Source organism: Devosia limi DSM 17137, assembly GCF_900128975.1.
GTDB lineage: Bacteria > Pseudomonadota > Alphaproteobacteria > Rhizobiales > Devosiaceae > Devosia > Devosia limi.
The window spans coordinates 60016-86749 of the sequence record NZ_FQVC01000015.1 but is presented as its reverse complement, the minus strand read 5'-3'; the positions used below and the strand labels follow the sequence as shown (position 1 = coordinate 86749).

Annotated in this window: 24 protein-coding genes and 1 pseudogene; 11 read left to right on the top strand and 14 right to left on the bottom strand. The window is 59.1% G+C overall.

Features of this window, described 5'->3' with window-relative positions:
- From BUA69_RS18500 to BUA69_RS18490, 3 genes are all read left to right on the top strand, one after another.
- The coding region (locus tag BUA69_RS18500) for a pyruvate kinase (protein ID WP_244547469.1) at positions 1-707 on the top strand (707 nt) is incomplete at its 5' end.
- A 10-nt stretch (positions 708-717) separates the two neighbouring features.
- Complete coding sequence (locus BUA69_RS18495; RefSeq protein WP_046134071.1) at positions 718-1377, top strand: histidine phosphatase family protein; 660 nt, start codon at positions 718-720, stop codon at positions 1375-1377.
- Between the two features lie 411 nt (positions 1378-1788).
- Positions 1789-3075, top strand: coding sequence for a tyrosine-type recombinase/integrase (locus BUA69_RS18490; RefSeq protein WP_052950387.1), 1287 nt, complete (start codon positions 1789-1791; stop codon positions 3073-3075).
- Positions 3076-3370: 295 nt separating this feature from the next.
- Here BUA69_RS18490 and BUA69_RS18485 read toward each other — a convergent pair whose 3' ends face one another.
- Positions 3371-4351, bottom strand: coding sequence for a DUF4917 family protein (locus tag BUA69_RS18485; RefSeq protein ID WP_046134070.1), 981 nt, complete (start codon positions 4349-4351; stop codon positions 3371-3373).
- Between the two features lie 64 nt (positions 4352-4415).
- Positions 4416-4592, bottom strand: coding sequence for a tyrosine-type recombinase/integrase (locus BUA69_RS21460; RefSeq protein WP_072866632.1), 177 nt, complete (start codon positions 4590-4592; stop codon positions 4416-4418).
- Positions 4593-4667: 75 nt separating this feature from the next.
- Here BUA69_RS21460 and BUA69_RS18475 point away from each other — a divergent pair, with 75 nt between their 5' ends.
- The 3 genes from BUA69_RS18475 to BUA69_RS20830 all read left to right on the top strand — a co-directional run bounded on the left by BUA69_RS18475 (position 4668) and on the right by BUA69_RS20830 (position 9006).
- Positions 4668-7796, top strand: a complete 3129-nt coding sequence (locus tag BUA69_RS18475; RefSeq protein ID WP_160300096.1) for a P-loop NTPase — start codon at positions 4668-4670, stop codon at positions 7794-7796.
- Between the two features lie 409 nt (positions 7797-8205).
- On the top strand, positions 8206-8484 hold the full coding sequence (locus tag BUA69_RS18470) for a hypothetical protein (RefSeq protein ID WP_143154582.1): 279 nt from the start codon (positions 8206-8208) through the stop codon (positions 8482-8484).
- 162 nt (positions 8485-8646) lie between these two features.
- Positions 8647-9006, top strand: a complete 360-nt coding sequence (locus BUA69_RS20830) for a hypothetical protein (RefSeq protein ID WP_143154581.1) — start codon at positions 8647-8649, stop codon at positions 9004-9006.
- Positions 9007-9285: 279 nt separating this feature from the next.
- On the opposite strand, the gene BUA69_RS18465 is transcribed toward BUA69_RS20830, so the two are convergent.
- Together BUA69_RS18465 and BUA69_RS18460 are read right to left on the bottom strand one after the other, a co-directional pair.
- Entirely contained in the window at positions 9286-9801 is a 516-nt protein-coding gene (locus BUA69_RS18465; protein WP_046134067.1) for a hypothetical protein, read from the bottom strand.
- A 71-nt stretch (positions 9802-9872) separates the two neighbouring features.
- Positions 9873-10442: a tyrosine-type recombinase/integrase gene (locus BUA69_RS18460; protein ID WP_046134066.1), complete on the bottom strand. Its 570-nt coding sequence runs from the start codon at positions 10440-10442 to the stop codon at positions 9873-9875.
- A 348-nt stretch (positions 10443-10790) separates the two neighbouring features.
- On the opposite strand from BUA69_RS18460, the pseudogene BUA69_RS18455 reads away from it, so the two are divergent.
- Positions 10791-11827: pseudogene (locus tag BUA69_RS18455) on the top strand (IS110 family RNA-guided transposase).
- Positions 11828-12216: 389 nt separating this feature from the next.
- On the opposite strand, the gene BUA69_RS21355 reads toward BUA69_RS18455, so the two are convergent.
- Positions 12217-12438, bottom strand: coding sequence for a hypothetical protein (locus tag BUA69_RS21355; RefSeq protein WP_342020072.1), 222 nt, complete (start codon positions 12436-12438; stop codon positions 12217-12219).
- Positions 12439-13130: 692 nt separating this feature from the next.
- Between BUA69_RS21355 and BUA69_RS18445 the strand changes: the two genes are divergently transcribed.
- The 4 genes from BUA69_RS18445 (at position 13131) to BUA69_RS18430 (ending at position 16324) form a co-directional block, all read left to right on the top strand.
- Positions 13131-14309 carry an aromatic ring-hydroxylating oxygenase subunit alpha gene (locus BUA69_RS18445; protein ID WP_046134065.1) on the top strand — a complete coding sequence of 393 codons (1179 nt, stop codon included), beginning with the start codon at positions 13131-13133 and terminating at the stop codon, positions 14307-14309.
- 65 nt (positions 14310-14374) lie between these two features.
- Positions 14375-14572 carry a ferredoxin gene (locus tag BUA69_RS18440; protein WP_046134064.1) on the top strand — a complete coding sequence of 66 codons (198 nt, stop codon included), beginning with the start codon at positions 14375-14377 and terminating at the stop codon, positions 14570-14572.
- A 22-nt stretch (positions 14573-14594) separates the two neighbouring features.
- Positions 14595-15815: an NAD(P)/FAD-dependent oxidoreductase gene (locus tag BUA69_RS18435; protein ID WP_052950386.1), complete on the top strand. Its 1221-nt coding sequence runs from the start codon at positions 14595-14597 to the stop codon at positions 15813-15815.
- Between the two features lie 38 nt (positions 15816-15853).
- Complete coding sequence (locus tag BUA69_RS18430; protein ID WP_046134063.1) at positions 15854-16324, top strand: hypothetical protein; 471 nt, start codon at positions 15854-15856, stop codon at positions 16322-16324.
- Positions 16325-16441: 117 nt separating this feature from the next.
- Here the strand turns inward: BUA69_RS18430 and hydA are convergent, their stop codons facing one another.
- From hydA to BUA69_RS18385, 9 genes are all read right to left on the bottom strand, one after another.
- Positions 16442-17854, bottom strand: a complete 1413-nt coding sequence (gene hydA, locus BUA69_RS18425; RefSeq protein WP_046134062.1) for a dihydropyrimidinase — start codon at positions 17852-17854, stop codon at positions 16442-16444.
- Positions 17855-17857: 3 nt separating this feature from the next.
- A complete protein-coding gene (locus tag BUA69_RS18420) occupies positions 17858-18592 on the bottom strand; it encodes a maleate cis-trans isomerase family protein (RefSeq protein ID WP_046134061.1) in 735 nt (244 codons plus the stop codon).
- Positions 18589-19002, bottom strand: a complete 414-nt coding sequence (locus BUA69_RS18415) for a DUF2237 family protein (RefSeq protein WP_046134060.1) — start codon at positions 19000-19002, stop codon at positions 18589-18591. Before BUA69_RS18415 ends, BUA69_RS18420 begins: the two co-directional genes overlap by 4 nt.
- A complete protein-coding gene (locus BUA69_RS18410; protein WP_046134059.1) occupies positions 18999-20528 on the bottom strand; it encodes an amidase family protein in 1530 nt (509 codons plus the stop codon). Before BUA69_RS18410 ends, BUA69_RS18415 begins: the two co-directional genes overlap by 4 nt.
- A complete protein-coding gene (locus BUA69_RS18405; protein WP_244468701.1) occupies positions 20525-21691 on the bottom strand; it encodes a YlbE family protein in 1167 nt (388 codons plus the stop codon). The genes BUA69_RS18410 and BUA69_RS18405 overlap by 4 nt, the downstream gene beginning before the upstream one ends.
- A gap of 234 nt (positions 21692-21925) precedes the next feature.
- Positions 21926-23098 carry a BMP family ABC transporter substrate-binding protein gene (locus BUA69_RS18400; protein ID WP_244468698.1) on the bottom strand — a complete coding sequence of 391 codons (1173 nt, stop codon included), beginning with the start codon at positions 23096-23098 and terminating at the stop codon, positions 21926-21928.
- Entirely contained in the window at positions 23055-23975 is a 921-nt protein-coding gene (locus tag BUA69_RS18395; protein ID WP_046134056.1) for an ABC transporter permease, read from the bottom strand. The genes BUA69_RS18400 and BUA69_RS18395 overlap by 44 nt, the downstream gene beginning before the upstream one ends.
- 1 nt (position 23976) lies before the next feature.
- On the bottom strand, positions 23977-25074 hold the full coding sequence (locus tag BUA69_RS18390) for an ABC transporter permease (protein ID WP_046134055.1): 1098 nt from the start codon (positions 25072-25074) through the stop codon (positions 23977-23979).
- Positions 25071-26639, bottom strand: a complete 1569-nt coding sequence (locus tag BUA69_RS18385; RefSeq protein WP_046134054.1) for an ABC transporter ATP-binding protein — start codon at positions 26637-26639, stop codon at positions 25071-25073. Before BUA69_RS18385 ends, BUA69_RS18390 begins: the two co-directional genes overlap by 4 nt.
- Between the last annotated feature and the right edge of the window lie 95 nt (positions 26640-26734).

Here is a 26734-nt window from a genome sequence, read left to right as displayed (position 1 = left end):
AACTGCCGCTGGAAACCGTGCCGGGCCTGCAGAAGCGCATGATCCGCATGGCCCGCCGCTATGGCAAGCCGGTGGTCGTGGCCACCCAGATGCTGGAATCGATGATCACCTCGCCGGTGCCGACCCGCGCCGAAGTCTCGGACGTGTCGATCGCCGTGTTCGAAGGCGCCGATGCGGTGATGCTCTCGGCCGAAAGCGCCTCCGGCCAGTATCCGGTCGAAGCGGTCTCGACCATGAACAAGGTGGCCATTGCCGTCGAAGGCGACGCCAATTATCGCGGCATCATCCGCGCCGCCCAGACCGAGCCGGAAGCCACAGCGGCCGACGCCATCTCGGCAGCGACCCGCCAGGTTGCCGAAACCCTCGATCTGGCTGCCATCGTCACCTATACCTCGTCGGGCTCGACCGGCATCCGCGCCGCCCGCGAGCGGCCGAGCAAGCCCATCATCGTGCTCTCGCCCAACCAGCGCACCATCCGCCGCATGTCGGTGGTCTGGGGCGTCCATTGCGTGCAGACCGAAGATGCCGTCTCGCTGGAAGACATGGTCGATCGCGCCTGCGTCATCGCCTATCAGGAAGGCTTCGCCCGCCCCGGCGACCGCATCGCCATCACCGCCGGCATCCCGCTCGGCACCCCAGGCGCCACCAATATGCTGCGCATCGCCCGGCTTGGCGGCGATATCGATCCAGCTCAATTTCCCCTTTAGGACCAGTACCATGACACAATCTGCCGCGCGCCTGCTGGTTATCCGGCATGGCGAAACCCAGTGGAACCGCGCCGGGCGCCTGCAGGGGCGGCTGGATACGCCGCTGACCGCCAATGGCGTGCGCCAGGCGATGGCCGTCGGCGAGAACCACAAGGCGCGCATCGACTGGACGGCGCCAATCCGCTTCTGGGTCAGCCCACAGGGGCGGGCGCGGCAGACTGCTTCAATACTGGCCGACATCTGGGACATCCCGTTTGACCAGTTCCAGCCCGATGCCGCGCTGGTCGAGCGGTCCTATGGGCAATGGGAGGGGCTGACGCAGCCCGAAATCCGCGAGACCCGCGGCGCTGAGTTCGAGGCCAACCAGCTCGATCCCTGGAACTTCGCCATGGAGAATGGCGAGAGCAGGGCTGCACTTGGTGAGCGCCTTTCCGGGTGGTGCCAGGGGCTCGAGCGCGGACCGCTCCATGTCGTGGTCAGCCATAGCGGCTGCCTGCGGGCGCTTCGGGGCTTGTATACCGGAGCATCGATCGAAACGGTTCTGGCCTATCGGGAGCCGCAGACCGCCTCCGTGCTGCTCGATGCCGGCGATGAGACCATGATCGAGGTGCCTGCCGATGTCCTGAACGCGGCAGGTTGCGCAAGCCAGGGGCATACCGTGTGGATCTAGGCCTCAGGCCGCTTCGGGACGCGCCGGCGTGGTGTCGATGATCGAATGGTCCACACCCTAACCCCGAAGGGAGCTACGGGGCGCGGTCCTGTTGCGCACGAACCCGGCGCCGCCGTGCAAAAAGGGTTCCACTGGGACGGCTCATTTGCTATCGGAAGGCTGTGGTCCCGTAGCTCAGTTGGATAGAGCGTAGGATTCCTAATTTGAGCTCTCGCCTTTTCGTTCAAATTACTGTCTATTAAATCAATTGCTTAACCTGGAGACGTGACATTTTCGGGCGCACGTGCTAGCTAACACGCTACTAGCACGGTCAATCGACCGTCAGTGATTTCAGTGGGTTAGCCAACAGTCTGGTTAGTAACCAGCACGGACCTAGCACGCAGTGAAAGCACCAAATTGCGGAGCGTCATCTTGGCCAGTGAGCTGCTCACCGATTACGAAATTTACAGACGCGCGGACAGTGCAAATTATTGGATGCGTTTTTCCGTCAAAGGGAAAGGCCAAGTTCGCCTGAGCTTGAAAACGTCTGATGTGGATGAAGCCGAAATACGCGCAAAGCGCGAACACCTGCGATACCAGCTCCGCGCTGAAGACGGCCACTTGGCGACGTCAAAGCCATTCCATACGGTTGCACAGGAATACGCAGATAGCATTGCGGGTCAGATCAAACTGGGTCTGAAAAAGGACTACCGCGCCCAACAGGACCCACAAATCATCAACCGCTACCTGATCCCGTTTTTCGGCAAGGACCGCATCGACAGCATCTCTGAGTCACGTATTCAGCAGTTCATTCAATGGCGCTATGGCTACTGGATTTCCGGTCCAGGCCAAGCCGTTGAGAAAGTCGAATACCTCCGAAATGGCAGGCGCCTTTTCTATAAGCCACGCCATATCGTGCCGAAGGCCAACACCGTGCGCGGCAACTGCGCCGTGCTGAGCAATGTGTTCAAGTTCGCGGCTGCCAAGGACTATGTCCGCAGTGCGGACATTCCCAGAATGGTTCTGCCGAAGGTCAAACCAAACCCGCGCCCATCGTTCAGCTTGGAGGAAGTCCACCAGCTTCTCGATGCGGCAATCGCGCGTCTGGCGGATCACACCATACCGCGCCGGCAGCAGCTCGAACGCATGGTGCTGTACTGCTACATCAATATCGCCTGCTTCTCAGGATTGCGCCCTGTCGAACTGCACAACCTCAATTGGCAACACATCGGCAAATTCGCGGCACAGAAATCCCTCCCCAATGCCCAACGTGATCTGGTCATTCACGCGTTCGGCAAGACAGCACCGCGCAACGTGGTGCCGATGGAGCAGGCTGGCACCGCGTTTGATTTCCTGTGGGATGCCTTCGAGGAGATCAATGGTCGTGCGCCACGTCCAGAAGATCCGATTTTTATCAATTTCAAAGGCGAACGGCTTCGGTCCGTCAAACGCAGCTTAAATGCGCTATTGGAAGCATCGAGCCTGAAGACCCACGATTTCGGTGGTGCAAGGGTCGCCTATAGCTTCAGGCATTTCTACATCAGCCAGCAATTGCTCGCCAATGTTGACGTCTTCCAAGTCGCCCAGAACGCTGGGACCTCCGTGGAAATGGTTCAAAAATACTATGCGCGGCTGGGGCCAGAAGCGTTCAAGAAAGAGCTGCGCGCAAGATGGCGGACTGACGCCGAAAAGCGTCGCGATGAAGAAGGCAATGAGTGACGCCACAGGCGCCTGTTCGCTGCAATTGAACGGCCAGCGCATGCAGAAAGCACAAAGAACAGCTTAAACGCGCTGCTGAGCGCCGCAGGGTTAAAAGAGGATGCTTTTGGTCGCAAACGCACCGCTTACAGTTTCCGACACACCTATGCGTCGAACCAAATCCGCAAAGGCACCGACATCTACACGCTGGCCATCAATATGCGGACGTCGGTTCGCATGCGCCTCTACGCGCCGGCATCAGCGCACCGGCCTGCGCGGATCGCCGGAGGTACAGCCGCGCAACTGAGGCCCATACTCACTCGACGCGGTTCCAGACTTTTGCGCTTTCTGCGTCGTAGAAAGTGTACCCAATATTTTTCCCGCCAAGCTCTCTATGCTTGGCCAATTGCCCGCTGAACCGCTTGAGCTTCGCTTCGTCGGGCTGGTAAACTCCAAAGAAAACGTGTGTCACGTTAGAGCTAAATACGGCCCGATAAATGTGAGCATCGTTGTCGTCGGCGCTGTGACCGTAGACAAAAAGGATGGCTGCGTTCTGCCAAAGCTGCTCATAGCAATGACGCAGATAACCCACCGAATTTATCTTGCGCATTTTTGCCGCCGACGACCCCTCCGCGACATAGATTGGCAATCGCCTATTTTCAGCAATTGACTGGGTGATAGTTGCGATAACGCCATCCCCTGCATTTAGGGCCTTCATCACCTCTCCGGCGTCATCCTGAAAAAGGTGCAACCCACCATGAAGGTTGTAGATGTCGCAATAAGCGTCCTCGTAGAATGGACCTTTGAAACGCCCTCCCTCAATACTTGCCCCTTTTCCAAAGCCATCTCGCAGATGCACTTTCTCCAGATTGACCCAATACAGAAGAAGGTCGTAGTTCAGCGTGAAGACCTTGCCAAAACTGCTTAGAAACGCAGCACCGCTGTCGTACTGAAAGGCCAAGTCATCCCTGTGCGCCGGGTGCGTGCTTCTTACCGCGTTAACCAACGCTTCGCGCACCTTTTGCGCATCGGTCGATAGCGCCTGTGCGTGCGGTTTGTTTTCGTAGGCGGTTTCGACGAGTGCCGCATCTTCAAGAGCTCGAACAACCGCTTCGAAGTCTGCCGTGTCGAGCAGCTCAAAAAGCCTGCGCAACGGCGTACCTGCATCGAGACCTGATTCAGCTAGTAAGGTCGCATAGTTGAAATACTGAGCGGAGAAACCATTTCCGATCAACAGCGCACGATCTTCGCCATTAGTGGCGGTTATGGCATCTTCGAACGAAATAACTTGGCGCATTTTCTCTCTACGATCATTGGCAACGAGAAGCCAATACCACCATTTTCGTTTGATTGTGCAGTATCTACAAATGCGCTACGGCGTTTGCCATCACCTCGTCATTCACATCGATATACCGCTGCGTTGTGGTGAGACTTCGATGGCCGGTCAGCGTCATAATGACCTTTGGCGAAACACCAGAGTGAGCAAGGCGCGTATCGCGTCCAGACTGGGCGCTCTCATCCCACGATTTTACCTGCAAAAGTATTCAGTTGCGCTGGCCTTTTGCGTGCGTTCCGCATGTAGTGCACGTGGGTTCAACTCCAGGAAGCACTTGATGGCAGACAATATTCCGCAAGAACTAATAGTTGCAGTGCGCGAAGGCCGTGCAGCTTTGTTTCTTGGATCTGGAGCCTCCCGAGGTGCATCTGGGTTCCCGGGAGGTGTCGTGCCAGATGGCCAGGGACTGGCGAACATACTAGCCGAGAAATTCTTAGGTGAGCAGTACGTTGGGCTCTCGCTCAAGCGGGTCTATGATCTTGCGTGCAATCAGCGGGACGTGCGCACCGTACAGAATTTTCTATTCGAGCTATTCGACCCGCTCGTACCAGCAGAGTTTCACCTACTCATCCCGACTTTCACGTGGGCAGGCGTGGTCGGCACTAACTATGACCGGCTAATCGAGAAAGCTTACGATCTCCAGCCCAAAGCCACTCAAAGACTTGAAGTGAACACGAAGGACGGGGACGGGGCAACGGATCGCGTCGGCTCAGATGGCTTGCTTTACGTCAAACTACACGGATGTATTAGTCGGCACGCTGAGATACACCCGCCTATGATTGCAGGAACAGAGCAATTCATCCGCTATCGCGACGGCAGAATTGGTCAGTTCGACACTTTTCTCGAGTGGGCAAAATTAAAGACACTTATCTTCTGCGGATATAGTTTCGACGACGACAATCTGCGAAGCCTGTTGCAAGAAATTATTGCCGAGGGAGATAGTCGCCCACGTCACTTCATCGTTAATAAAGGTGTCTTGGCATTAGAAGCAGAGTATTGGCGCGAGCGGCGGATTATCGCCATAGACAGTACCTTTGAGAACCTCCTTCGGGTGCTCGACCAGACGTTATCTAGCGAAGTGCGCAAGCTAGGGGTGCTGAACGAGCCTGAGGGCACATCATTCAGGAGATTTATCACCAAAGCTACAGAGCGTGAAAGTGAAGCGCTACGCCAATACCTTGGCTCCCTAATAGAGCATGTTGCGCCCGAGCTCGATCCGCCGCACGCGGACGCCGCCAAGTTTTATAGTGGCTTTGACCTAGGTTGGGCCCCAATTGGTTCCGACCTTGACGTCCGCCAGCCAATTGTTGACCAAATTCTAAAGGATCATATCGCCGCAGCTATTCGCCCCGGCGCTCAGCCTATTGTTTTGATCAAGGGCCACGCAGGCTCTGGCAAAACAGTTGCTTTGCGTCGCATGTGTTACGAGGCCGCAAAAAATCAAGGGAAGTTGTGCTTCTTCCTGAACAGGCGCCACATTATTGACACCGATCGTTTTGACGAAATGTTCAGGCTGTCCGACCTGCCGATTTACGTTTTTATCGACAACATCTCCCATCACAAATCAAAGGCGCTGGAGCTTATCTCAAGGGCAAAGCGCGCGAAGGCGCACCTTATCATTGTTGCAACGGAGACTTTTGCGACCTGGAATAGCTCATGTGACGATCTGGAGCCCTTCGTCGGAGCCTCATACGAGATGAAATACCTCTCGGAAGGCAACATCTCCATTCTGATTGATAAGTTAAAGCAGCATAATTGCCTGGGCAATCTGAAGGCGCTCCCCGAGGAGAAGCGCGTTCACGAGTTACAACACAAGTTTGGTCGCCAGCTGCTCGTTGCTCTGCTTGAGGCTACGCATGGCGCCCCCTTGCAGGAAATTATCATTGATGAATATAATTCAATTGAGTCCGCAAAGAGCCGCCTCCTGTATCTCGACATTTGCTCCTTGCATAGATTTGGCCCCCCGGTGAGAGCAGGACTAATATCGAGAATTCATGACATAGATTTTGCTGAGTTTACATCGAAATTCTTTAAGCCTTTGGAGGAAATAGTTGTTCTTCGAGAAGACAAAAGATCAGGTGACTATGTTTATGAGGCGCGTCATTCGCACATCGCAGATGAGGTTTATCACGGAGTTCTCAAAACTGAAGACGATCGCTTCGACAACGTAATTCGCATCGTGGGAAAACTTAACCCGAACTTCTCGTACGACGTCGAGGTTCTTGGGAAAATTATCCGCGCAGACAATTTGGGAAATGCAATAAACAATCCAGCAAAAATTAGACAAGTATACGATGTTGCTGAAGCATCCATTGGCGAGCGTGCCGTTATCTTTCACCAGCGCGGCATATTCGAGCTGCACCAAGCGGGAGACGTGCTCCAGCTCGATGTCGCGGGATCCCTGCTAGAAAAAGCTGTCGACCTTGAGCCGTATAACAAAGCCATCAAGCATTCGCTTGCAGAACTCGACCTGAGACGCTCGAGAATGTCAGCGGAGCCAGCACAGAGGACCGCGTGGCGCCGTAGCGCGGTAGAGCGCGCCTCTGCGCTGCTCACTAAAAATAACAGTCCCTATCCCCATCACACTTTGCTTAAAGCGGCGATCGATGGAGTGTCCGACGCCCTATTCGAACTTGAAAAAGAGCAGAGTGAGGCCGCGACACTGAGTTTGGGAGACCAGATCGCACACGCCGAGTTGATACTAAAAAGAGGGCTACAAGCTTTCCCGAATGAGTCAATTTTACTTTCGGAAGAGGGCAATCTTTCGAAGGTGCTTTCTCAGGCTTCCAGGGCAGAGCGGGCGTTTGAAAAAGCTTTTGAGGCAAACCCCCGTAGCTCGCTGATTGCGAAAAGGCTTAGCCGAATTAAGCGGTCAAAAGATGCGTTTTCGGAAGCCGCCGAAATCCTGCGACAGTGCCTGGAGCATAATCCGGGCAATCCTGACCTTCATTACGACTACGCCATGACGTTGATGGAAGAAACTCCCAACGCACCAGTTTCACTTGGTGAGACACTACTTCACCACCTGCGACGTTCATTTACTCCCGGGGACAAGAGCCGTCAGGCCCAATTCTGGTATGCACGCCAGCTTAGTATCAGCGGGAAATGGGCCGAGGCTAAGGAGCTGTTCGACAGCCTCTCCGACGCCAGCGTTCCTTTCAAGGAGAAGACACAGGTAAGGGGGGTATTACGCAACGCCGATGGGTCGCGCCAGTACTTCACAGGGCCCATAGTCTATTTGGCAGAAGAATACGGGTTCGTTCGCTGCGAACAATTCGACCTGAGCGTCTTCTTTGTGATTTCGGACCTCGGTCTAGATGCCGAGTTTCTTGATATGGGCGTACCCATGAGGTTTTGCCTCGGCTTTAGCTTGAGAGGACCGGTAGCAACTGATATCTCGCTTTGACTATGCCAGCCTCCTACAAATGCTCCACGGCCTCAGGCTTCATCTCATCATTCACGTCGATGTACAGCTGGTGGTTGCCAAGCTCCGATGCCCAGCAAGCGTCATGATGACTTTCAGTGATACGCCTGAATGGGCTAGCGGTGTGATGAACCAGCGCCGCCCACTTCGGGCCGTTTCACCGTCGTTGCACTTGCATTGCGCTATGCCTGGACAGAGCGGTCAACCTGAACCTCCCGCCAACATTCTAAATTGCTGACCTTCCGAACTGGCTCCTGCGCCCTGGCAAAGAGTACCTGGGGCGCAATCAAATCGCGTGGAGTGTTGCGCGAAACTCGGCATCATCCCGCCCTCCCTTAACCCCACAATCAGCAATGGCCGATATGTTCTTAGCGTTTTTATGGATCTGATATTGAAGGGACGGATTATGGGATCAAGGTTACTGACTAGCCTCGCGCTATTGACGTTGGCGGCGCTCTCAACCCCAGCAATGGCGATGAGCGAAGGTGAGTTGAAGGAAATGACGGCCTTCATCATTAACTCGAATGGCCACTTATGCGCCGACGTCACAGACATTCGCCCGCTGCGGCTGGATGGCCAGTTTGAAGTCACGTGCATCGAATATAGAGGCGGCAGCGGCACCGTGCGCTACATCATGAATGCTAAAAACGGGACTGCGTTTCCAGCATAAGTAAACCGCGTAGTGGAGTTGGTCGTCCTGCACTCAAAAAGAGTACGAGGTCCGGCAGGCGGCGTCCTAGCGTAGGGCTAATGTCACTGTCTATTGGAGGCAAGTCCTGACTAGGATGTTGGTTGGCGTCACCGATGATTTGCGGATCGACTGGAGATTTAGGTGCGTACTAAAGAGAATTTGGCCGTGAAATTTATCATAACAGCGCTTACTTCTGCACTCCTACTTTCTCCAGCGTTCTCATGCGATTTCTTGAATGAAGCACAAGCCCATCAGCAAGCAGTTGGCATTCTAATTGGCGATCCTTACGGACAGACCTATGCAGAAGTATCGCGCAATATTGCTCGGGCAGCACTTGTCATTTCAGGTGAAACGGAGTGTGGGGCCGTCGAAAAACCTATTTGGTCGTTCCAGATCCAAGTTGCGCCGAAAAGGCACGGCGATAGCCCAATAGAGGGGATGCTTGAACTCGACGCTGTAACTGGTGAATTAGTATGCGCCGGTCTGCCGTTTCTCAACTGACGTGGCGTTGAAGCTGGCAGCTGGCAGCTGGCAGCTGGCAGCTGGCAGCTGGCAGCTGGCAGCTGGCAGCTGGGACATCAAGGATTTTAACCCGCCACTGGGCAACTAATTGCTTCACAGCAACTCCACAGCCTCGACATCATTTCATCATTCACATCAATGTAGTATTGGGTGGCTGCAAGGCTGCGATGACCTATTGGAGTACACCAAAGTGAGCAAAGCGTGTGATGACCCAGCGCGGGCTACTATGGGAGGTGGCAGCATCATACGGTGTCGTCGCTAGTGCAACTGCCCTGCATCGACGTGCGCTAGCACTCGGCCACTGAAGAAGAAAATGCAGCTATTGCCCTCTGCATGCGCTTTCGCAGCCTTCACGACCCGATCATGGATTTCATCCTCGGCTGCAGGGGTAAGCTCCACAGGCGTGGACATACCCACAAACATCGTGATGATCGAGGTGTCCAAAAGCATCCTGCATTCCGAGTAGAACTGGTAGTCTGGCGGTCCGATTTCATCGACCTCCAATGCGAGCGATCGCGTTTTGTAGAACCAGGCATGGTGAGCCGTCTCTCTGATCTCGCCCTCAATCTCATCTCCGTGAAAGGAACCGAAGGTGTGAATGGGAGAAAATATCTGGTCTTGGCCCACCTCGTGGACTGTTAACGCTTCGATCCATTCCCGCACCATAATGTTGATGCGATGCGTGGCTTCTTGGAGGACCACGTCCACGCCGAATTCGTCAACATCATCATCCCCGTGGTATCGCTCCAAGCTGTAGTGAAACCGTTCCTGCATCGATCGGTGGCCCCTTGCCTTGACCGCACACATGCGCAGCAAATTCAAATCATCCCACGGGTGGCGATGGGCTAAAGAACTTCAACGGCCTTGCTCATCATCTCGTCATTTACGTCGATGTACCGCTGGGTGGTTGCCAAGCTCCGATGCCCAGCAAGCGTCATGATGACTTTCGGTGAAACGCCTGCGTGTGCAAGCCGTGTGATGAACCAGCGCCGCCCGCTGTGTGAGGTTGCACCATCAATGCCCGCATCCCTGTAGAGCCGCCCCATCAGTTGGCAGAGGCTATTCGCTGAGAACGCCCCACGCTTCTGCGAAGGGATCAGTGGCTCAGTCAGGCGAATTTGTTGCTTAAAGCAACTTTTGTACACACTGAGTTCCCGTTGCAGGCGCTTGCTCACATGAACGGGTCGAGCCTCGTTGGATTTCGTATGTTCGGGTTTCAGGTAGAACTGCTGGACGATCTCGCCATCAGTGGAAATCACATCGGACCACCTGAGCGTGGCAATCTCGCCAACGCGTAGACCCGCATAATGGGACAGCATCAACGCGGTTCGGTTGCGCTGCGCGTGTTTGCCCTGCCCTAGCACTGCCAGCACCCGTTTGAACTCGGCTTCTGTGAGAACCTTCGCCTGCTTCATGACCTAACGTTTCCCAGCGTTTCCTATGGGAGAGTTATGTTGTCTTTTGGCGTGGAGGACGACTGAAGAATGATACTCAATGGGATCAACAGTTTACGTAGGAATGTAAGGAACTGCTACAATCCTTACGTTCGTTCTGGCCTTTGGCGACCCTGACCATAAGGATGCGGACGCCGCTTGTTCGGCCGGCATTTGCGACTCAGATGGCAGTTAAGGGGTGGGTTGCAGACTGTCAGCTTTTGGAAGGGCCTATAGGAAAAGCAGATGAGGTGGATGGCTCCCGCTCCCGGCCTCTGAGTGCCAAAGTGGGTTTGCTGTCAGGCAACCCGAGCAAAGGAGCCATCCGCCATGCAGATTACCACCATAGGCCTCGATCTGGCCAAGCGTGTTTTTCAAGTTCATGCCGTTGACGCGTCTGGAGGCGTCGTTGTGCGCAAGGCGCTGCGGCGATCGCAGGTGCTGCCGTTTTTCACCAGATTGGCTCCCTGTCTGATTGGCATGGAGGCGTGCGGAACATCCCATTATTGGGCCCGCGAGCTGACCAAGCTGGGCCATGAGGTTCGCATGATGCCGCCGGCCGACGTGAAGCCCTATGTAAAGCGCGGCAAGAACGACGCGGTGGATGCGGAAGCGATCTGCGAAGCTGTGACACGCCCGACCATGCGGTTCGTGGCGATGAAGTCGGCCGAGCAACAGGCGGCATTGTCGCTTCATCGCTCGCGCAATCTCCTGGTCAAGCAGCGCACGCAACTGGTCAACATGATCCGCGGTCTGCTCGCCGAGTTCGGCATCGACATCCCTGAGGGCTTGTTGCGGGCACTTGGCCTGGCCCGCCAGATCGCCGCCAAGGAGACCACACTCGATGTGCCGCCGGTGGCGATGCAGATTCTTGGTATGCTGTGTGGACAGGTCTTCGATACGCACGTCAGGCTGCAGGTGATCGACCGGTCGATCCTTGCCCTGCAAGAACTGACGACGTGGCACGACGCCTATCGACCATCCCCGGCATTGGCCCGGTCGGTGCAACGGCTTTGGCGGCGTCGGTCGCTGATCCACACCGGTTCCGTTCGGGCCGTGAGTTCGCCGCTTGGCTCGGGCTCACACCCTCGCAAAACTCGAGCGGCGGTAAGTACCGGCTAGGCCGCATCACAAAGATGGGCGACCGGTATCTGAGAAAGCTCCTGGTGATTGGCGCCACCTCGCTGATCCGCCGAGCCAGGCACAAACCCGATACGGCCGATCCGCGTCTTCTCGCGTTGCTCGCCCGCAAACCAGCCCGCGTGGCGAGTGTAGCCATGGCCAACAAAATGGCCCGCGTGGTCTGGGCGGTCATGGCCCGCCGCGAGACCTATCAAGTCCGCCATGTTCCAATCTTTGCAGCGTAGCGCAGCGATAAGATCTTGAAACAGGAAAACAGTTCGAGCTGGCCGATCGGCTCCATGAAGTTGTGAGAGCGAAGAGATGTGATGGCGAAACCGGTCAGGCCGGAAACAGGGACAACCCGTCGAATGTCTGAGGCATCATAGCCTGCAAAGCAGATTGGGACCTTGTTCGCCGACCCCATCAGGGCCAGCAGTCTCCAATGACTGCATCAACAGGCCGGACAGGAGACTGCACCCGACCAACGCGCCAGAACGTTGAATTACCTCTTGCAATGCGGGGGCCATCCACAGAAGACATTGGTTGGTTGGCGGGCCAGTACCGACAGGCAAGTTAAACTGGAAAGAAGCTGACATTCTATAGCGCATCAGGTGGCAGCATTTCGTTGAAAAATTCACCAATTCACCCCTGATCTCACCTCCCCGACTACCAGGTCGCGAAAGCTTGGCGAGCCTGTTCGAGCCGTCCGAGACATCGATGCCGGCGGTCTCGAGGGGGGTGCGTGTCCAGTATTGCCGTAGCGCGCGTGAATAGTGTCGTCGGGTCCAAGTATCGAATGATGGGCATAAAGTAGCGTCAGGCGCGGAGCGCGATAGAGCTGCGCATACGCCATCATCTGATAGATGTCAGCCTGCAAGACCCCGTGCTTGGTATCATCGATGCGCGAGGCAATCCACTTTCACTTGGTGTCGATGACATGGACGATCGCACCGCCCCTGCGGGATCAGGATGTCGGGCTTGGTCTGAAATAGCCTCGCTCGCTATCCTGCGCGCTCAGGAAAAGAGGCGCCCGCCTTGCAAGGAAACGGTGGTCCTGTTCCCGCCAGCGCCCGGACAACCAGCCGCCCGACATATTCTTCGAACACCCCATTCATCTCGAACAGCACCGCCGTCCCCTATCGGACTTGCTATCGCATGAAGGTCATGTCGCGCTCGCCATACCGCCATCTGTGCAGCTTTCTGAACGATACGTTCAATGCATCAGGCTTTCCTGAACAAAGTGTGGTCCCTACGCTCGTCTCAAATACGAGGTCACCCGATGCAATCGTCGCATTGACCACGAACATCGGGCAAATCGCGAGGAGCAAGCATGCGCAAGTACCAGCCCAGTTTGGGCTTCGGATCGCTAAGCCCGGACGCGCGCGGCGACTACCTGCTTGGTACCCCGCAGGTGCATTGAGTTCCAGTCATCACAGCCGGCGTGCAAGACGACAGCGCCGCAGATCCTGCCAGTAGACAAACACATCGGAGATACACGTGGAGTGCAAGAAGAAACCCGACGCGCGAAAGGGCGTATCTGAGCGGATCATGGACGTTCTCGCCGAAATCGAGGCGGGCACCAAGGACATGAAGTCCGGCTTTAATCTTCCGCGCGAGTGCTATGTCGACCATGAGTTCTATGAATTCGAGCAGGAAGCTGTGTTCATGCGCAGCTGGCTGTGCTTGGGCCGTGTCGACGAGATCAAGAACCCCGGCGACTATGTAAGCCTCACCATGGGGGATGAACCCCTGGTCATGGTCCGCGACCAGAACATGCAGGTTCGCGTTTTCTCACCCATCTGTGCCCATCGCGGACACCTGATGGTGGAAGGCACCGGAAACACGGGCCGCCTGTTCCGCTGCCCCTTCCACGCCTGGGCCTATGGCCTCGACGGCCACTTGATTGCGGCGCCATCAATGAACGACACGGTGGGCCTGAAAGACCTCAAGCAGGAAGCCAGTCTGCCATCCCACCAGGTCGAAATCTGGAACGGCTTCGTCTTTACCAATCTTGATCCCAACGCCAAGCCACTTGGCCCCACACTTCACAAGCTCACGCAAACGCTCGAGCCCTATCACATCGATGAAATGGTCTCGATGCCGGTCGCCGAAATCCGTGATTGCAACTGGAACTGGAAACCGCAGCTCGAAAATGGCATCGAGCCCTATCACAGCGCCTATCTGCACGGCATGCTGCACGATTTCGCCCATGTGCGACTGACCAGCTTTGTCCCGTTTGAGGAAGAAGATGGCGCCGTCTATCATCCCACGGGCTTCTACCATGCGGATGCGGGTTTCAATCCAACGGGCAAGGCCCTCATGCCGATCATCCCGACCTTGGGTGACAAACAGCGCAATGAGGTCATCTTTGCGTCGATCCCGCCGAACCTGGGCTTTGGCGCGGTACCGGAAGGCCTGTTCTATTACCTTGTGCTGCCCGCAGGCCCCAACAAGATCAACCTGCGCATCGGGCACCTGTATCCTGAGGCCAGCACCAAGCTGCCGCTGTTCGAACATCTGTACAAGATCGCCCAAGACGGGCTGGTGGTTTTCCATAATCAGGACGCCGCCTCGACCGCTTCGGTTCAGCGGGGCAACAGGTCGCGGTTTCGCAAGCCCGGCCGCTACTCCTACCAGGAAGAGTCCCTGCTGCAATTCTACCAGTGGCTGAACATCCGCTACAAAGCCTACGCCGCCGAAGCGCGTTCGGAGATGGAAATCGCCTGAGTTTGGAAAAATTGCAGGGCGCCTTGTGTGTCGTGCCCTGCCACATCCCGCTAAAGGAGCCATATATGAAAATCATGGTTGATCGCACCAAATGCGACGGTAACGGCGTCTGCATGGGGATCGCGCCCGAAGTCTTCGACGTCGACGACGAACTGTATCTGCACGTGGCAGACCCTATTCCGGACGACCCCGAACTGCGCGCGCGCGTGCGCCAGGCGGTGACCTCTTGCCCCATCCTCGCCCTGAAACCGGTCGAGAAATAGTCATCCCTGTCGGGGCAACGCCATGATCGACCTTCATTCCTCACGTATCATCGTCGCTGGCGGTTCGCTGTCCGGCCAGTCTGCCGTGACCGAGCTGATCGATCGGGGCTTTGCCGGTGAAATCGTCTGGATTACCGGAGAAGCCGGAGGCGTCTACAGCAAGCCGGCCTTGTCCAAGGAGTTCATGCAGGGCCGGGTCAGCCTCGAGAGCATCCTGCTGCCGGCCATCGATCCTTGTGGCGCGAACCTCAAGATCATTGATGGATCGCGCGGCCTGTCTCTGGATGCACAGGCGCGACACCTTCAACTCGACGATGGCCGGTACTTTGATTTCGATGGCCTGCTCATCTGCACCGGCGCTTCCGCGCGGATGCCCGATTTTGCACTGAACATCGACAATGTGCTTCCGTTGCGCACCCTCGAGCATGCTCTGGCCATACAACAGGCAGTTCGCACCAAACCGCGCGTCCTTATCCTGGGGGGCGGGCTGATCGGCTGCGAAATGGCCGCCTCGCTGCGCGGACTTGACCTCGACGTCACCGTCGTCGAGATGCAGTCCAGCCTGCTTGAGCGCCCCTTCGGCGGCGCCTTTGGCGACTACTTTGAGCAACTGCAGCGCCGAAACGGGGTGACCGTTCTGACCGGGCAAAGCCTGGCGCGGCTGCAGACCGCCAATGGAAAAGTAACGGGCGCCGAATTGGCAGATAGCCGCCTGCTGCCTGCCGATCTTGTGCTGGTGGGCGCCGGCTCCATTCCTGAAACCGCGTGGCTCGCAGGGTCAGGCCTGGCTCTGGAAAACGGCGTTGTTTGCGACGATACGCTATGCAGTTCCGTTCCCGGAATTTTTGCTGCCGGCGATGTTGCCTCATGGCTCAACCCGCTCTACGGCGTCAGGATGCGGGTCGAGCACTGGACCAATGCCTCGGCCCAGGGACGGGCCGCAGCGACCAATCTGCTGGCGGCCCTGTGCGGTGACGCGCCGGGCATAAAGAGCTTTGGCGACATTCCCTATTTCTGGTCCGACCAATTTGGCCTGAAGATACAGATGGTCGGCTGGCATCCCGGCCATGATCGCGTCGTCGTGGACCAGCCCGAAGGCGCCCCCGGTCCCGTGATCACCTATTTCCGAGGCGACCGACTCGTTGCCGCGGCGGGCGTGAATGCGTCGCGCGCGGTGATGACGTTCCGCCGTCAGATAGAAGCAGAGGCGCGTCGCACGGTTCTCGAACCTGCGGACGCCTAGGGCCGGATTTCCCCAGTAGATAAATGAAGGGTGCAGAGATGAACGAGCAGGTCGCTTTCGAGAACCAGGTCAGGGACCACGTCGCTGAGATCCTGAGGCGCAAGTACGGCACGACCCGGCAGGGTGCCAATGCGCTCGACCGAGACGAAAGCCTCAAGCAGCGCCGTTTCTGGCCGGACATGCAGTTCCACGAAGTTGGCCAGAGTTCAGGCCTGACCGGCCAGGCGATGGTCGAAATCTCGTTCACCCCGGTCTATGAGCCTGAAAACACCTATGGCTATCGCGTGGACGTGAATTCCGCGATCGAGGCATGGAGCATGCGTCTCGGTGTCCAGCACCCGCGCAACTATCCCGCCCGCTTCGCCGCCGAGGTGATCTGGTACATGGTCACCTATATCGGGTCGGTCAAGATCGAGGAATGTCCCGTTGACGGCAAGGGTATCCGCTGGATCAACAAGGGTGATGACGTCTTCACGCGCCTGCCGGATTCGGACAGTCACCACCATTGAGATTTCCGCGAAACAGCGAAAACTGCAGGCTGCATGTCCTTCTGGGCTGCAGCCTCTTTTTTTTGCGAGAGGCCCCATCAGGTTGACCGCCTGGCGCGCTCAACTGGAAACGCTCCCTCACTCGCCGCGTGGGCAGGGCCTGTCGCGCGGCAGGAAACGGCCATTACCGGCCTGCCCGTGGAACAGGCCACCATCCCAAACCACCTCGCCCCGCAGGATCGTGGTCATCACGCGGCCCTGCAACTCCATGCCCTCATAGGGGGTGTAGTCCACCGCATGATGCAGTTTGTCGTTGGTGACAGTCCAACGGTGATCGGCATCCCAGATTGCCAGATCGGCGTCGGCGCCAACCGCAATCGTGCCCTTGCGCGGGTAAAGACCGTAGAGCCGCGCCGGGCCGCTGGAGGTCAGAGAGACAAAGCGGTTGAGATCGATCCGCCCCTTCATGACGCCCTCTGAAAACAGGATCGCCAGCCGCGTTTCCAGCCCCGGAATACCGTTCGGCACGCAATGGAAACAGGCTTGCTCGCCAGCAAATTTCTTTCCCTCAACATCGTCATAGCGGAACGGGGCATGATCGGAGGAAAAGACCTGGAAAAGCCCGCTCTCGAGGCCACGCCACACCGCCTCGTGGCTGGCCTCGTCCCGCGGCGGCGGACTGCAGATCAACTTGGCACCCTCGAACCCTTCCAGATCCATGTCCTGCGCCGTCAGGGTAATATATTGCGGACAGGTCTCTGCATGGATCTTCAACCCGCGAGCCTGCGCCCAGCCGATCTGCTCGATGGCGTCCGCGCCTGAGACATGGACGATCAGGATGGGGACATCGACCAGTTCCGCCAGCGAAAGGGCGCGGTGGGTTGCCTCGCGCTCGACTACTGGCGGGCGGGCCGTTGCGTGATATTTGGGCGCGGTCAACCCCGCCGCTTCCAGTGCTTGGGTCAACCAGGCAATGCAATCGGCGTTCTCGGCATGGATCATGGTCAGGGCGCCTTCTCGCCGGGCCACGGCAAGGCAGTCCAAAATCTGGCGGTCTTGCAGCTTCAAGTCGTCATAGGTCATGTAGATCTTGAACGACGTGCACCCTTGGGACACCAGTTCGGGCAGTTCCTCGTTGAGGACAACCGGCGTCGGATCGGTGACGATCATATGAAAGGCGTAGTCGACCGAGGCCTTGCCTGCGGCGCGGCGGTGATAGTCCTCGACAGCCTCACGCAGGCTCTTGCCCTTAGCCTGGGCGGCAAAAGGGATGACAGTGGTGGTTCCCCCGCAGGCCGCCGAGCGCGTGCCGCTTTCAAAATCATCGGCCATCCGCAAACCGGGGCCCTGGGGCTGATCCATGTGGCAGTGCGCATCTACCCCGCCAGGCAATACGAGCCGGCCGGTGACGTCGATCTCACGCGCGCCCTCCCCCAGCCGCTCGCCCAGCGCGACGATCCGGCCATCGCGGACGCCGATATCGCATCGTGCGGTGTCGCCAGAGGTTACAACGGTGCCCCCACGCACAACCAGGTCGAACTCCACGGCCATGGATCAGACCTCCCTGTCAAACAGCCGGCCCCAGCCCTTGATCCGGCTGAGATCAAGCCCCGTCATCCGCATGGCCTTCCAGACGGTTGCGGAAACCGAGTCGTAGATTGGCACGCCCAGCTCGCGCTCCAGGCGATCCACCAGAGGCGCGCCGCGAAGATTGGTGCACAGCACCACCACGGCATCGACGCCCTCGGCCACAACCTCGCGAATGGCCCCTTCGATCTGGTCTTCGCTAAACTGGGAAAACGAGAAATTGTCCCGCATTCCAAAGTGACGCTCCGCGGTCACCTCGTGTCCAGCGGACTTGTAATTGGCCATGATCTGGCTTTGCACCTCGTCGAGATAGGGGGTAACCAGACCCAGTTTTTGCACCTGTGTTCGATCAAGGATTTCATTGAGGGCCAACACCGAAGTGGTCGCCGGAGCGCGCGTAACCGCGGTGATTTCCGCGCACAGGCGGGTATCGATGTCAAAGCCGCGCCAGCTCGCCGCGGTTCCGGCCCAGGCGATCACGTCCATTTTGGCGTCCGACAGGATCTTGGCGGCATCCAACAGGGTCGAATTGGTGAACTGCGCCAAGGCATTGTCGTCCATCGAAATCTGCGTGACAGTGAAGCGCTGATAATGTGCCGAAACTTCGGGCAGCAGATCATGTAGGATCGCCGACATGTAGGGTTCGAGAACCGTGTTCGAGGACGGAGTGAGCATGCCGATAAGAGTGCGTTTGAGGGTCATCGCGTTCCTTGCTGGTTGGAGACGTGCCGGTGGTCCGCGGCCGGCCGGTCCACGCCGAACTCCAGCAGCGCCTCCAGCGGTACATGTTCGAGCGCCTGCTTGTTGGTGGCCTTGAGGACGATCGGGCAGGCCTTGCCTGCCTTGTAGGCGGCGTACCAGCTCGCCGCGATCACGCACCAGCGATTTCCCGGAACAAGACCGGGGAACCGCTTGGCAGGCTCGGGTTGCGACAGGTTGTTGTCGGTGGCGTCCTGGAAGGCGATGTAGTCCTCGGTCAGGATGGCGCACAGCGTATGGCTCGTCGGATCGTCCGGCCCAGTATCGCAACAGCCGTTCCGCAGGTAGCCGGTTATCGGCTCCATCCCGCAGGGGTCCATCGGTCCGCCAAGCACATTTACTTGATCACTCATGGGTTCATCTCCGTCTTTGGGGTGGGCGGGGCAAAAAGCCGGGCCTGAAAATGATGGGCAAGGCGCAGGAGCTCGTGGTCCTCCAACATGGGGCCGATGAGCAGCAGGCCGACAGGCAGCCCGTCGATCATGCCGCAGGGCACGCTGAGGGCCGGATGGCCCGTCAGGTTGGCGACGCAATTGTTGTCGTGCATTTCGAAGGCCAGCTGCTGGTGGGCATCCGAGGTCAGCGCACCCTCGGGCAAGAGATGCGGCAGCATTGGCGTCGTGGGCAGGGCCAGCACGTCATATTCGGCCAGGGCCGCGTCGATCTGGTTGCGCAGCTTTCGCCGCAAGGCCTGGGCCAGCGCCATGACCCGTCCATTGGTTTGTTGTCGCATCAGGGTTGCGGCAATCACCGTAACCTTGCCATTGAGCGGCAGATCGGCGGGCCGCTCCCGCAGCGCATTGCCAAATTCCCTGGCCAGTGCAGGATCGTAGAAGCCAGCATGGTTGGCGCCCTGCAGGGCAGTTTCGAAGACCGTCGCCAGTCCTCCCTCGGTGGCAATGGGCACATGGATATCCGTGCCCGACCGGAACAGAGGGACCGAGACCTCGCCGATGCTGACGCCCAGCTCGGCCATGCGCTCGATGGCGCCCTCGACCAACTCATCCTGCCGCGGGTCCGAGCGGTTCGGCCAGCCGAAGCCCTCGCGCAACAGCCCAACCCGCATGCCGGAAGGTTCTGCTTCGATGCCGGCGGCGCTGCCGCGCAGCACCCCGGCTCCGGCCTGACGGGGATCCTGGTCATCGGGCCCGGCGACCGCATCGAGCAGGACCGCGATCTCGCGCGCCGTTCGCGCCATGAGGCCGAGATGATCCATCGTCACCTCGGTGGCCGCTGCGCCCGTATAAGGCACGACGCCAAAGGTCGGCTTCAATCCACAGATGCCGCACCAGGCGGCAGGATTGCGCACGGAGCCGCCAAGGTCGGTGCCAAGCCCCAGGTCGGCCTCGCCCGAGGCAATCAGCGCGCCGCAGCCACTGGTCGAACCGCCCGCGGAACGCGCCCGATCATAGGGATTTGGCACCGGCCCAGTGGCGCTGGTAAAGCTCGATCCAGAATAGCACATGTCCTCGCAAACGGCCGTTCCGGCAAGCGTCGCTCCGGCGGAAAGAGCGCGCTCGACAGCCGTGGCGCTGTGATCGGGAACGTGGCCCGCGAGCAGGTTGCTGCCCAGGGTCATCGGCACCCCGCCCACGGCGATGGCATCCTTTACCACCAACCGCTGACCCGATAACGGGCCTGTTGGGGACGGTGCAACCGGGAAGGTCCGGAACATCCATGCCCGCGTTGGATCGCTGCCGCGCACCGCTTCCACCCGCCAGCCGGGTGATGGCGGGGGCGGCTCCGACAGGGCTTCGGCCAGCGCCTCGACGCGGGCATATGTCTGCCGTGTATTGTCGAGCAGGCGCTCAAGCCCGGGAATGGCGGCGCTGTCGATCCCCCATCGGGCGGCAATCTGTGCAGCGGTCTCGCGTGTCATGCCCGCTCCTCTGCGCGCAGGGCCGCACTCGCCGCGACGAAAATCTCCAGTGGCGTACGAGTGATCCCGGCGCCGATCCGGCCCTTCCCGGGCAGGCGATGGCAAAGACCGTTGTTGATCACCGGCGCGACCCCGCTCTCGGCAACGAGGTGCACGTCGATGCCAAGGGGGGTGCCGCGATGCTCCTCGGCCGGGATCAGGAAACGCCCCGAGGTCCCCGCACAAATCCGACGCATCTCGGCCACGATTTCGATGCCCTGCGCCACGGTGCCGCCGACAAAGGACATGATCGCGGGAGATGCACTCATGGCAAAGGCGCCGAACCCGGCGGTCTCGGATATCATCGAGTCGCCCATGGTCGGGTTCACGTCTTCCATGCGCGCCCCGGCAATCAACTTCGGCTCGCCGATCGGCGAGGGCGCCAAGAACCAGCGGTCACCCAGCCCCGAAACCCGGATGCCGAAGTCGCGCCCGTTTCCCGACATCGTCGTGACGATGGGGCAGCCCGGAATATTGGCCGCAGCAAGGGTCCGGGCCTTGGCCATGGCAATCGCAAAGGGCAGAGAGAAATGGCCATTGCCCGCGATGATCGACGCTGCCTCCGCCGCGGTGTCTGGCGCATGGGCAGTTCGGATCAACGCTGGTGTCAGCCGCTGCAGCAGGATCGCGGTAGTCGCCACCAGGCGGTTATGGCAGTCGTCGCCCCGCCGCAGGCCTTCGGCCACCAGCTCCACCAGATTGATGGGCTCGCTACTGCGAATGGCGTCATCAAGAACGGGCGCCATCGTGCCGGCCATCCAGCGCAGGCGCGCGATGGTAGCCTCGTCAAACGAGCCATAGCGCACAGCGCCGTTCACCCCTTCATTAAGCGGGGAAAACGTAAGGGTCTCGCCGGTCCGTGCCACGGCTACCGGCATGTTCGGGGTAATGACGCCCGCCATTGCCCCCAATGCCCCGGCATCGTGGCAGGGGCTGATTTCAAGCTCGCCGCTATCGATGATCGCTTCCGCCTCGGCAACACTTGCCGCCTCGCCCTCGAACAGCAATCCTCCAATCAGCGCGCCTCGCATCGGACCGGGCACATCGGCCAGCGCAAGTGGCGGGCCCGCATGCAGATAGCGGCGACGGTCGATCTTGTCGGTCACATCGCCGGCGCGACGCACGCCGTCCAACAGGACCTCGCAGCTTTCCATCGCCTGAATGGCACACTCTGCGGAAGCGTGGCCTGCTGAACCGGATTTCGAGAGATGGTACATCGTGGCATTGTTCCTGTTTCCCGCAGGGAGAAGCCTGCTTTTGGGCAAAGGCGTTACACCCGCGCCCCTGTCCGGGCGCAGAACGTGCAGATCGGGAAGTGGGTGGGCAATCCCGGGGGACCGGGTTGCCTACCCGACAGATCATTTGGGAAGGTTGGTGTTGATCCCCTGGACCAGAAAGTTCATCCCCTTGATCGCACCGTCATCCAGAGCCGCTCCGGCAGCGATCATTTCGGCCCCGTCCATTGCGGCAATGGGACCGGTGAAGGGGTTGAATGTGCCGGCGCGCATTTCTTCCTGCACTGCGAGAATCTCGTCCTTTTGCGCCTGGGTCAGGGGGCCGCCGAGACCTGCGGCCTCGATCGTGCCATCCTGGACCCCGGCAAAGATGTCATTCTCCTGGAAGGCACCATCCATGGCTTCCTGAACCTTGGTGATCAGGGTCGGGCCGAAGTGCAACTGCCCCGCGCACAGGTGTCGGTTCGGTGCAAAGCGCGAATTGTCCGAATGGGTCACGGTTACATAGATCCCCAGCTCCTCGGCGGCCACCACCGGTGCCGGTGTTCCGGGAAAGAGCGAAAAGACAACGTCCACGCTCTGCGAGGCGAAGGATTCGGTCGAAGCCTTCTCATTGGCCGGGTCGAACCACGAGTTCAGCCAGATCACCTTGACCGGCTCAATATCCGGATTGGAACGCTGCGCACCCAGCACATAGGCGTTCATGATGTTGAGCACTTCGGGCAACGGGAAGGCGGCAATCACGCCCAGCGAATTCGTCTCGGTCGCCATGCCGGAGGCCATGCCGCATAGATAGGCGGCTTCATAGTGGCGCGGTGTCAGCGTTGAAAAGTTTGGTCCCTGGAGGTAACCGCCGATATGAACCACCTTCAGATCGGGATAGCGGGCGGCCAACTTTACGCCTTCCTGCTGATAGGCGAACGAGCCAAGAATAAGCATGCCCACCCCGTCCGCCGCCATCTTGTTCATGACGCGGGCAGAATCCGGCCCCTCCCCCAGGTTCTCGATCATCTGCAATTCGACCTTGTCGCCAAAATGCTCTTCGAGCGCCCGCCCTCCCGCGGCGAGTTCACTGGACCACCCGATCTCGCTGACCGGATTGGGCAAAAGGTAGCCGATCTTGAAAGGCTCGGCGAAAGCCGTGCCAGTAATGCTGACGGACAAGGCCAGTGTCGTCAGAATGCGCGACGTCCATTTATGCATAATTTCCTCCCAGTTTGCGTTTTCTTGGCAAGCCCTGCAGCACCGGACCTCAGCCGTGCGGACTGAAATTCTGTCCCAGCGCCATTGGCGCATTAAGCCGAATGCGAAGCGAATTTGCGGAGATGACGACCAGTACGATGATGGTCAGCAGGTAAGGCGAAGCGCTCATCACTTGTGACGGAACCCCGACGCCCAGTGATTGTAGGCTAAGACTGGCTAGCCCCACCGCTCCGAACAGATAGGCCCCCAGCGCGATGCGGATGGGTCGCCATGTGCCAAACACCACCAGCGCTACCGCCACCCAGCCGCGCCCAGCAATCATGTTCTGCGCCCATACGGGGGTCAGAATGGTCGAGGCATAGGCGCCCGCCAGCCCGGCCATCATGCCGCCAAACGCCACGCAGGCCAGCCGCACCGCAACTGGATGCATACCCAAGGCGTATGCTGTTTCAGGGTTTTCGCCGATGACGCGCAGCCGCAGGCCGGGCTTGGTATGGTACAGGAACCAGGCAATGACGATCACCAGTACAACCGTCAGATAGACCACGATGTCCTGCACGAAAAGAATCGGGCCGATCACCGGAATCTCTGAAAGCACCGGCACGCGGATCTTGGCAAGCGCGGTAACGCTCGATCCTTCGTAGCTCCGCCCAAGAAGGTTGGAGAGGCCCATGCCCAGAATACCCACGGCAAGTCCTGCGGCCACCTGGTTGGCCCGGAACAGCAACACCAGGGCCGCAAAGATTACCGATAGTCCCGCGCCCGCAATCATCCCCGCGCCCAGGCCCAGCACATGCGATCCGGTGCCCGCCACCACCATGAAGCCCATCACCGCGGAAAGGGCCATCATGCCTTCGACGCTGAGGTTCAGCACCCCCGATTTCTCGGCCACCAGTTCACCCAGCGCCGCCAGCGCAAAGGGCACGCACATGGCAAAGGCACCCGAAAGGACAAACACGATCACGCTCATCTCAGACAGGCTCCTTGACATCGGCCAGTGTGAATACGCTGACGAGGCTGTAGCGGAGGAACAGGCTGGCTCCGAGGTAGAAGACCATCACCAGGCCCTGGAAGACGACCGGCGCCGCTGACGGGATACCCGCATTCACCAGCGCGATATCGCCGCCGACGTAGACAATCGCCATGAGGAAACCGGCAAAGAAAATGCCGATCGGGTTCAGTCCGCCCAGGAATGCCACGATGATTGCCGCGTAGCCGTAACCCGGAGACAACATCGACTGCAGCCGGCCAATTGGCCCAGCCACCTCGCCCATGCCCGCGAGACCCGCAGCAGCGCCGCTGATGAGCAGCGACAGCCAAATCGCCTGCTTCTGCGAAAATCCTGCATATTGAGCGGCTGCCGGCGCCAATCCGCCCACCTGAAGGCGGAAGGCTGCAAAGGCGCGATTGACAAAGATCCAGCAGCCAATCGTCATCAGCAGGGTGATGATGATGGACGCGTTCGCCCGCACCGCACCGGTGCCGATGATCGGGTAGAGCCCGGCATCGGGGAACATGACCGATTGCGGAAAGTTATACCCACCCGGATCGCGCAACGACCCCGTCAGCAGGAAGTACAGAACCTGGCGCGCGATTTCGGTCAGCATCAGCGTCACGATGATCTCGCTGGCATTGAAGCTGGTCCGCAGCAACGCAGCGATCCCCGACCACACCATCCCGCCCAGTGCGCCAAATACGATCATGGCCGGCAGCAGCAGCATGGAGTCGCTCTGCGGCCACCAGATCGGCAGCAGGCTAGCCGTTATGGCCCCCATGATCAGCTGCCCTTCGGCGCCGATATTCCAGACCTTGGCCCGAAAACCGATTGCCAGTCCCTGGGCAATCAGGATCAGCGGGCTGGCCTTGATAACGACTTCGCCGATATTGTAGCCCGAACTCAACGGCTCGATGAAGAAGCTCTGGAAGATGGTCGTGGGCTCTGCGCCGAGCAGGGAGAACATCAGGACCATGGCCAGAACGGACAGGATCACCGTTGTCACCGATACCATCAGCACCTGCAGCGGCGTGGTCCTGGTCCGGGGGATCAGAGTTAGTCCGGGAAAACTCATTGCGCCGCCTCTCGCGCGGTATCAAGGCCAGCATCAAAAAGGCCGATCATCATCTGACCGATGATTTCTGGGGTGGTCAGGGCGGTACTCCGCGATGGGGAAAGCCGGCCATCGAACATGACCGCAATCCGGTCAGCCACTTCGAACAGTTCCTCGAGTTCCTCCGAGATCACGATGATCCCGCTGCCTTGCCCGCGCATGTCCACCAGCTTCTGCCGGACCAGGGCCGCAGCGCCCACATCGATGCCCCAGGTGGGCTGGGAAACCACGAAGACGCGCGGGCGCAGCATCATCTCGCGCCCGACGATGAATTTTTGCAGGTTGCCGCCCGAAAGTGTGCTCGCCGGGGCTGCGGGGCCCGAACTGCGTACGTCCATGTCGGCGATGCATTTGAGCGTGAACGCTTCCTGCTTCTCACGCTGGATCATGCCGCGACGCACCATGCCCTCCCCATGGGCGGTCAGCAGCGCGTTTTCCCTTAGCGCCATGGTTGGCGCGGCTCCGCGCCCCATCCGCTCTTCGGGCACGAAGGCCAACCTGAGGGCACGCCGCTCGGCCGCGCCAAGGTGGCCAACCGGCCGGCCCAGCATCTCGATACTGCCCTGCCCGGATGGGGGAAGGGTGTCTTCGCCGGAAAGCGCGCGCGCCAGCGTTCGCTGTCCATTGCCAGAAACACCGGCGATCCCCAGAATTTCGCCCTCGCGCAGGTCGAAGCTGACATTTTTCAGCCCCACTGCGAGCGGGTCGGCTTCCTGTACCGACAGGCCCGAAACCTTAAGAACGACCTCGCCTGGCGTTGCCTTGGGATGGCTGGAACGCGGAATTTCGCGCCCGATCATCAGCTCGGCCAGGCGGTGTGCCGTTTCATCTTTTGGAACGACCGTACCCGTCACCCGCCCATGCCGAAGGATCGTCGCGCGCTGGCAGAGCGCCCGGATCTCCTCCAGTTTGTGGCTGATATAAAGTATGGCAATGCCGCGTTCCTGCAAGCCGCGCAAGGTTTGGAACAGGCTTTCGATCGCTGTTGGAGGCAACACCGAAGTCGGCTCGTCAAGGATCAGCAGCGATGGATCCTGCAACAGGCAGCGCAACAGTTCGACCCGCTGCCGCTCGCCCACCGAGAGTGAATAGACGGGAGCGTGGGGCTCGACCGCCAGTCCGAACTTCTGCGAAGCCTCGCGGATTTTTCCCGCCAGTTCCTGCGGCGTACCAGGCATCGAAAGCGCAACGTTCTCGGCAACCGTAATGGTCTCGAACAGCGTGAAATGCTGAAAAACCATGCCGATGCCAAGCTGGCGCGCCTGGGCAGGGCTGCTGATCTGCACCCGCTGGCCCCGCCAGTAGATACTGCCGGCGCTCGGCTGCATGACGCCGAAGATCATTTTCATCAATGTGGATTTGCCGGCACCGTTCTCGCCGAGCACGGCGACGATCTCGCTGGGATGGATCGACAGATCGACATCGCAATTGGCGACGAGCGTGCCAAATTTCTTGCTGACCCCCTCAAGGCGGAGCAGCGGTTCACCTTGGGAATATTGGGGCTGTGCTAGGGGAGGTAAACTCATTCAGCCCTGTCCAAAAACCGTTTCGAAAATCCTTTCGTCACGGCGGAACCCTGGCAGAATCCACCGTAGAATGCGTCCCGTTGCGGCATTGCGCG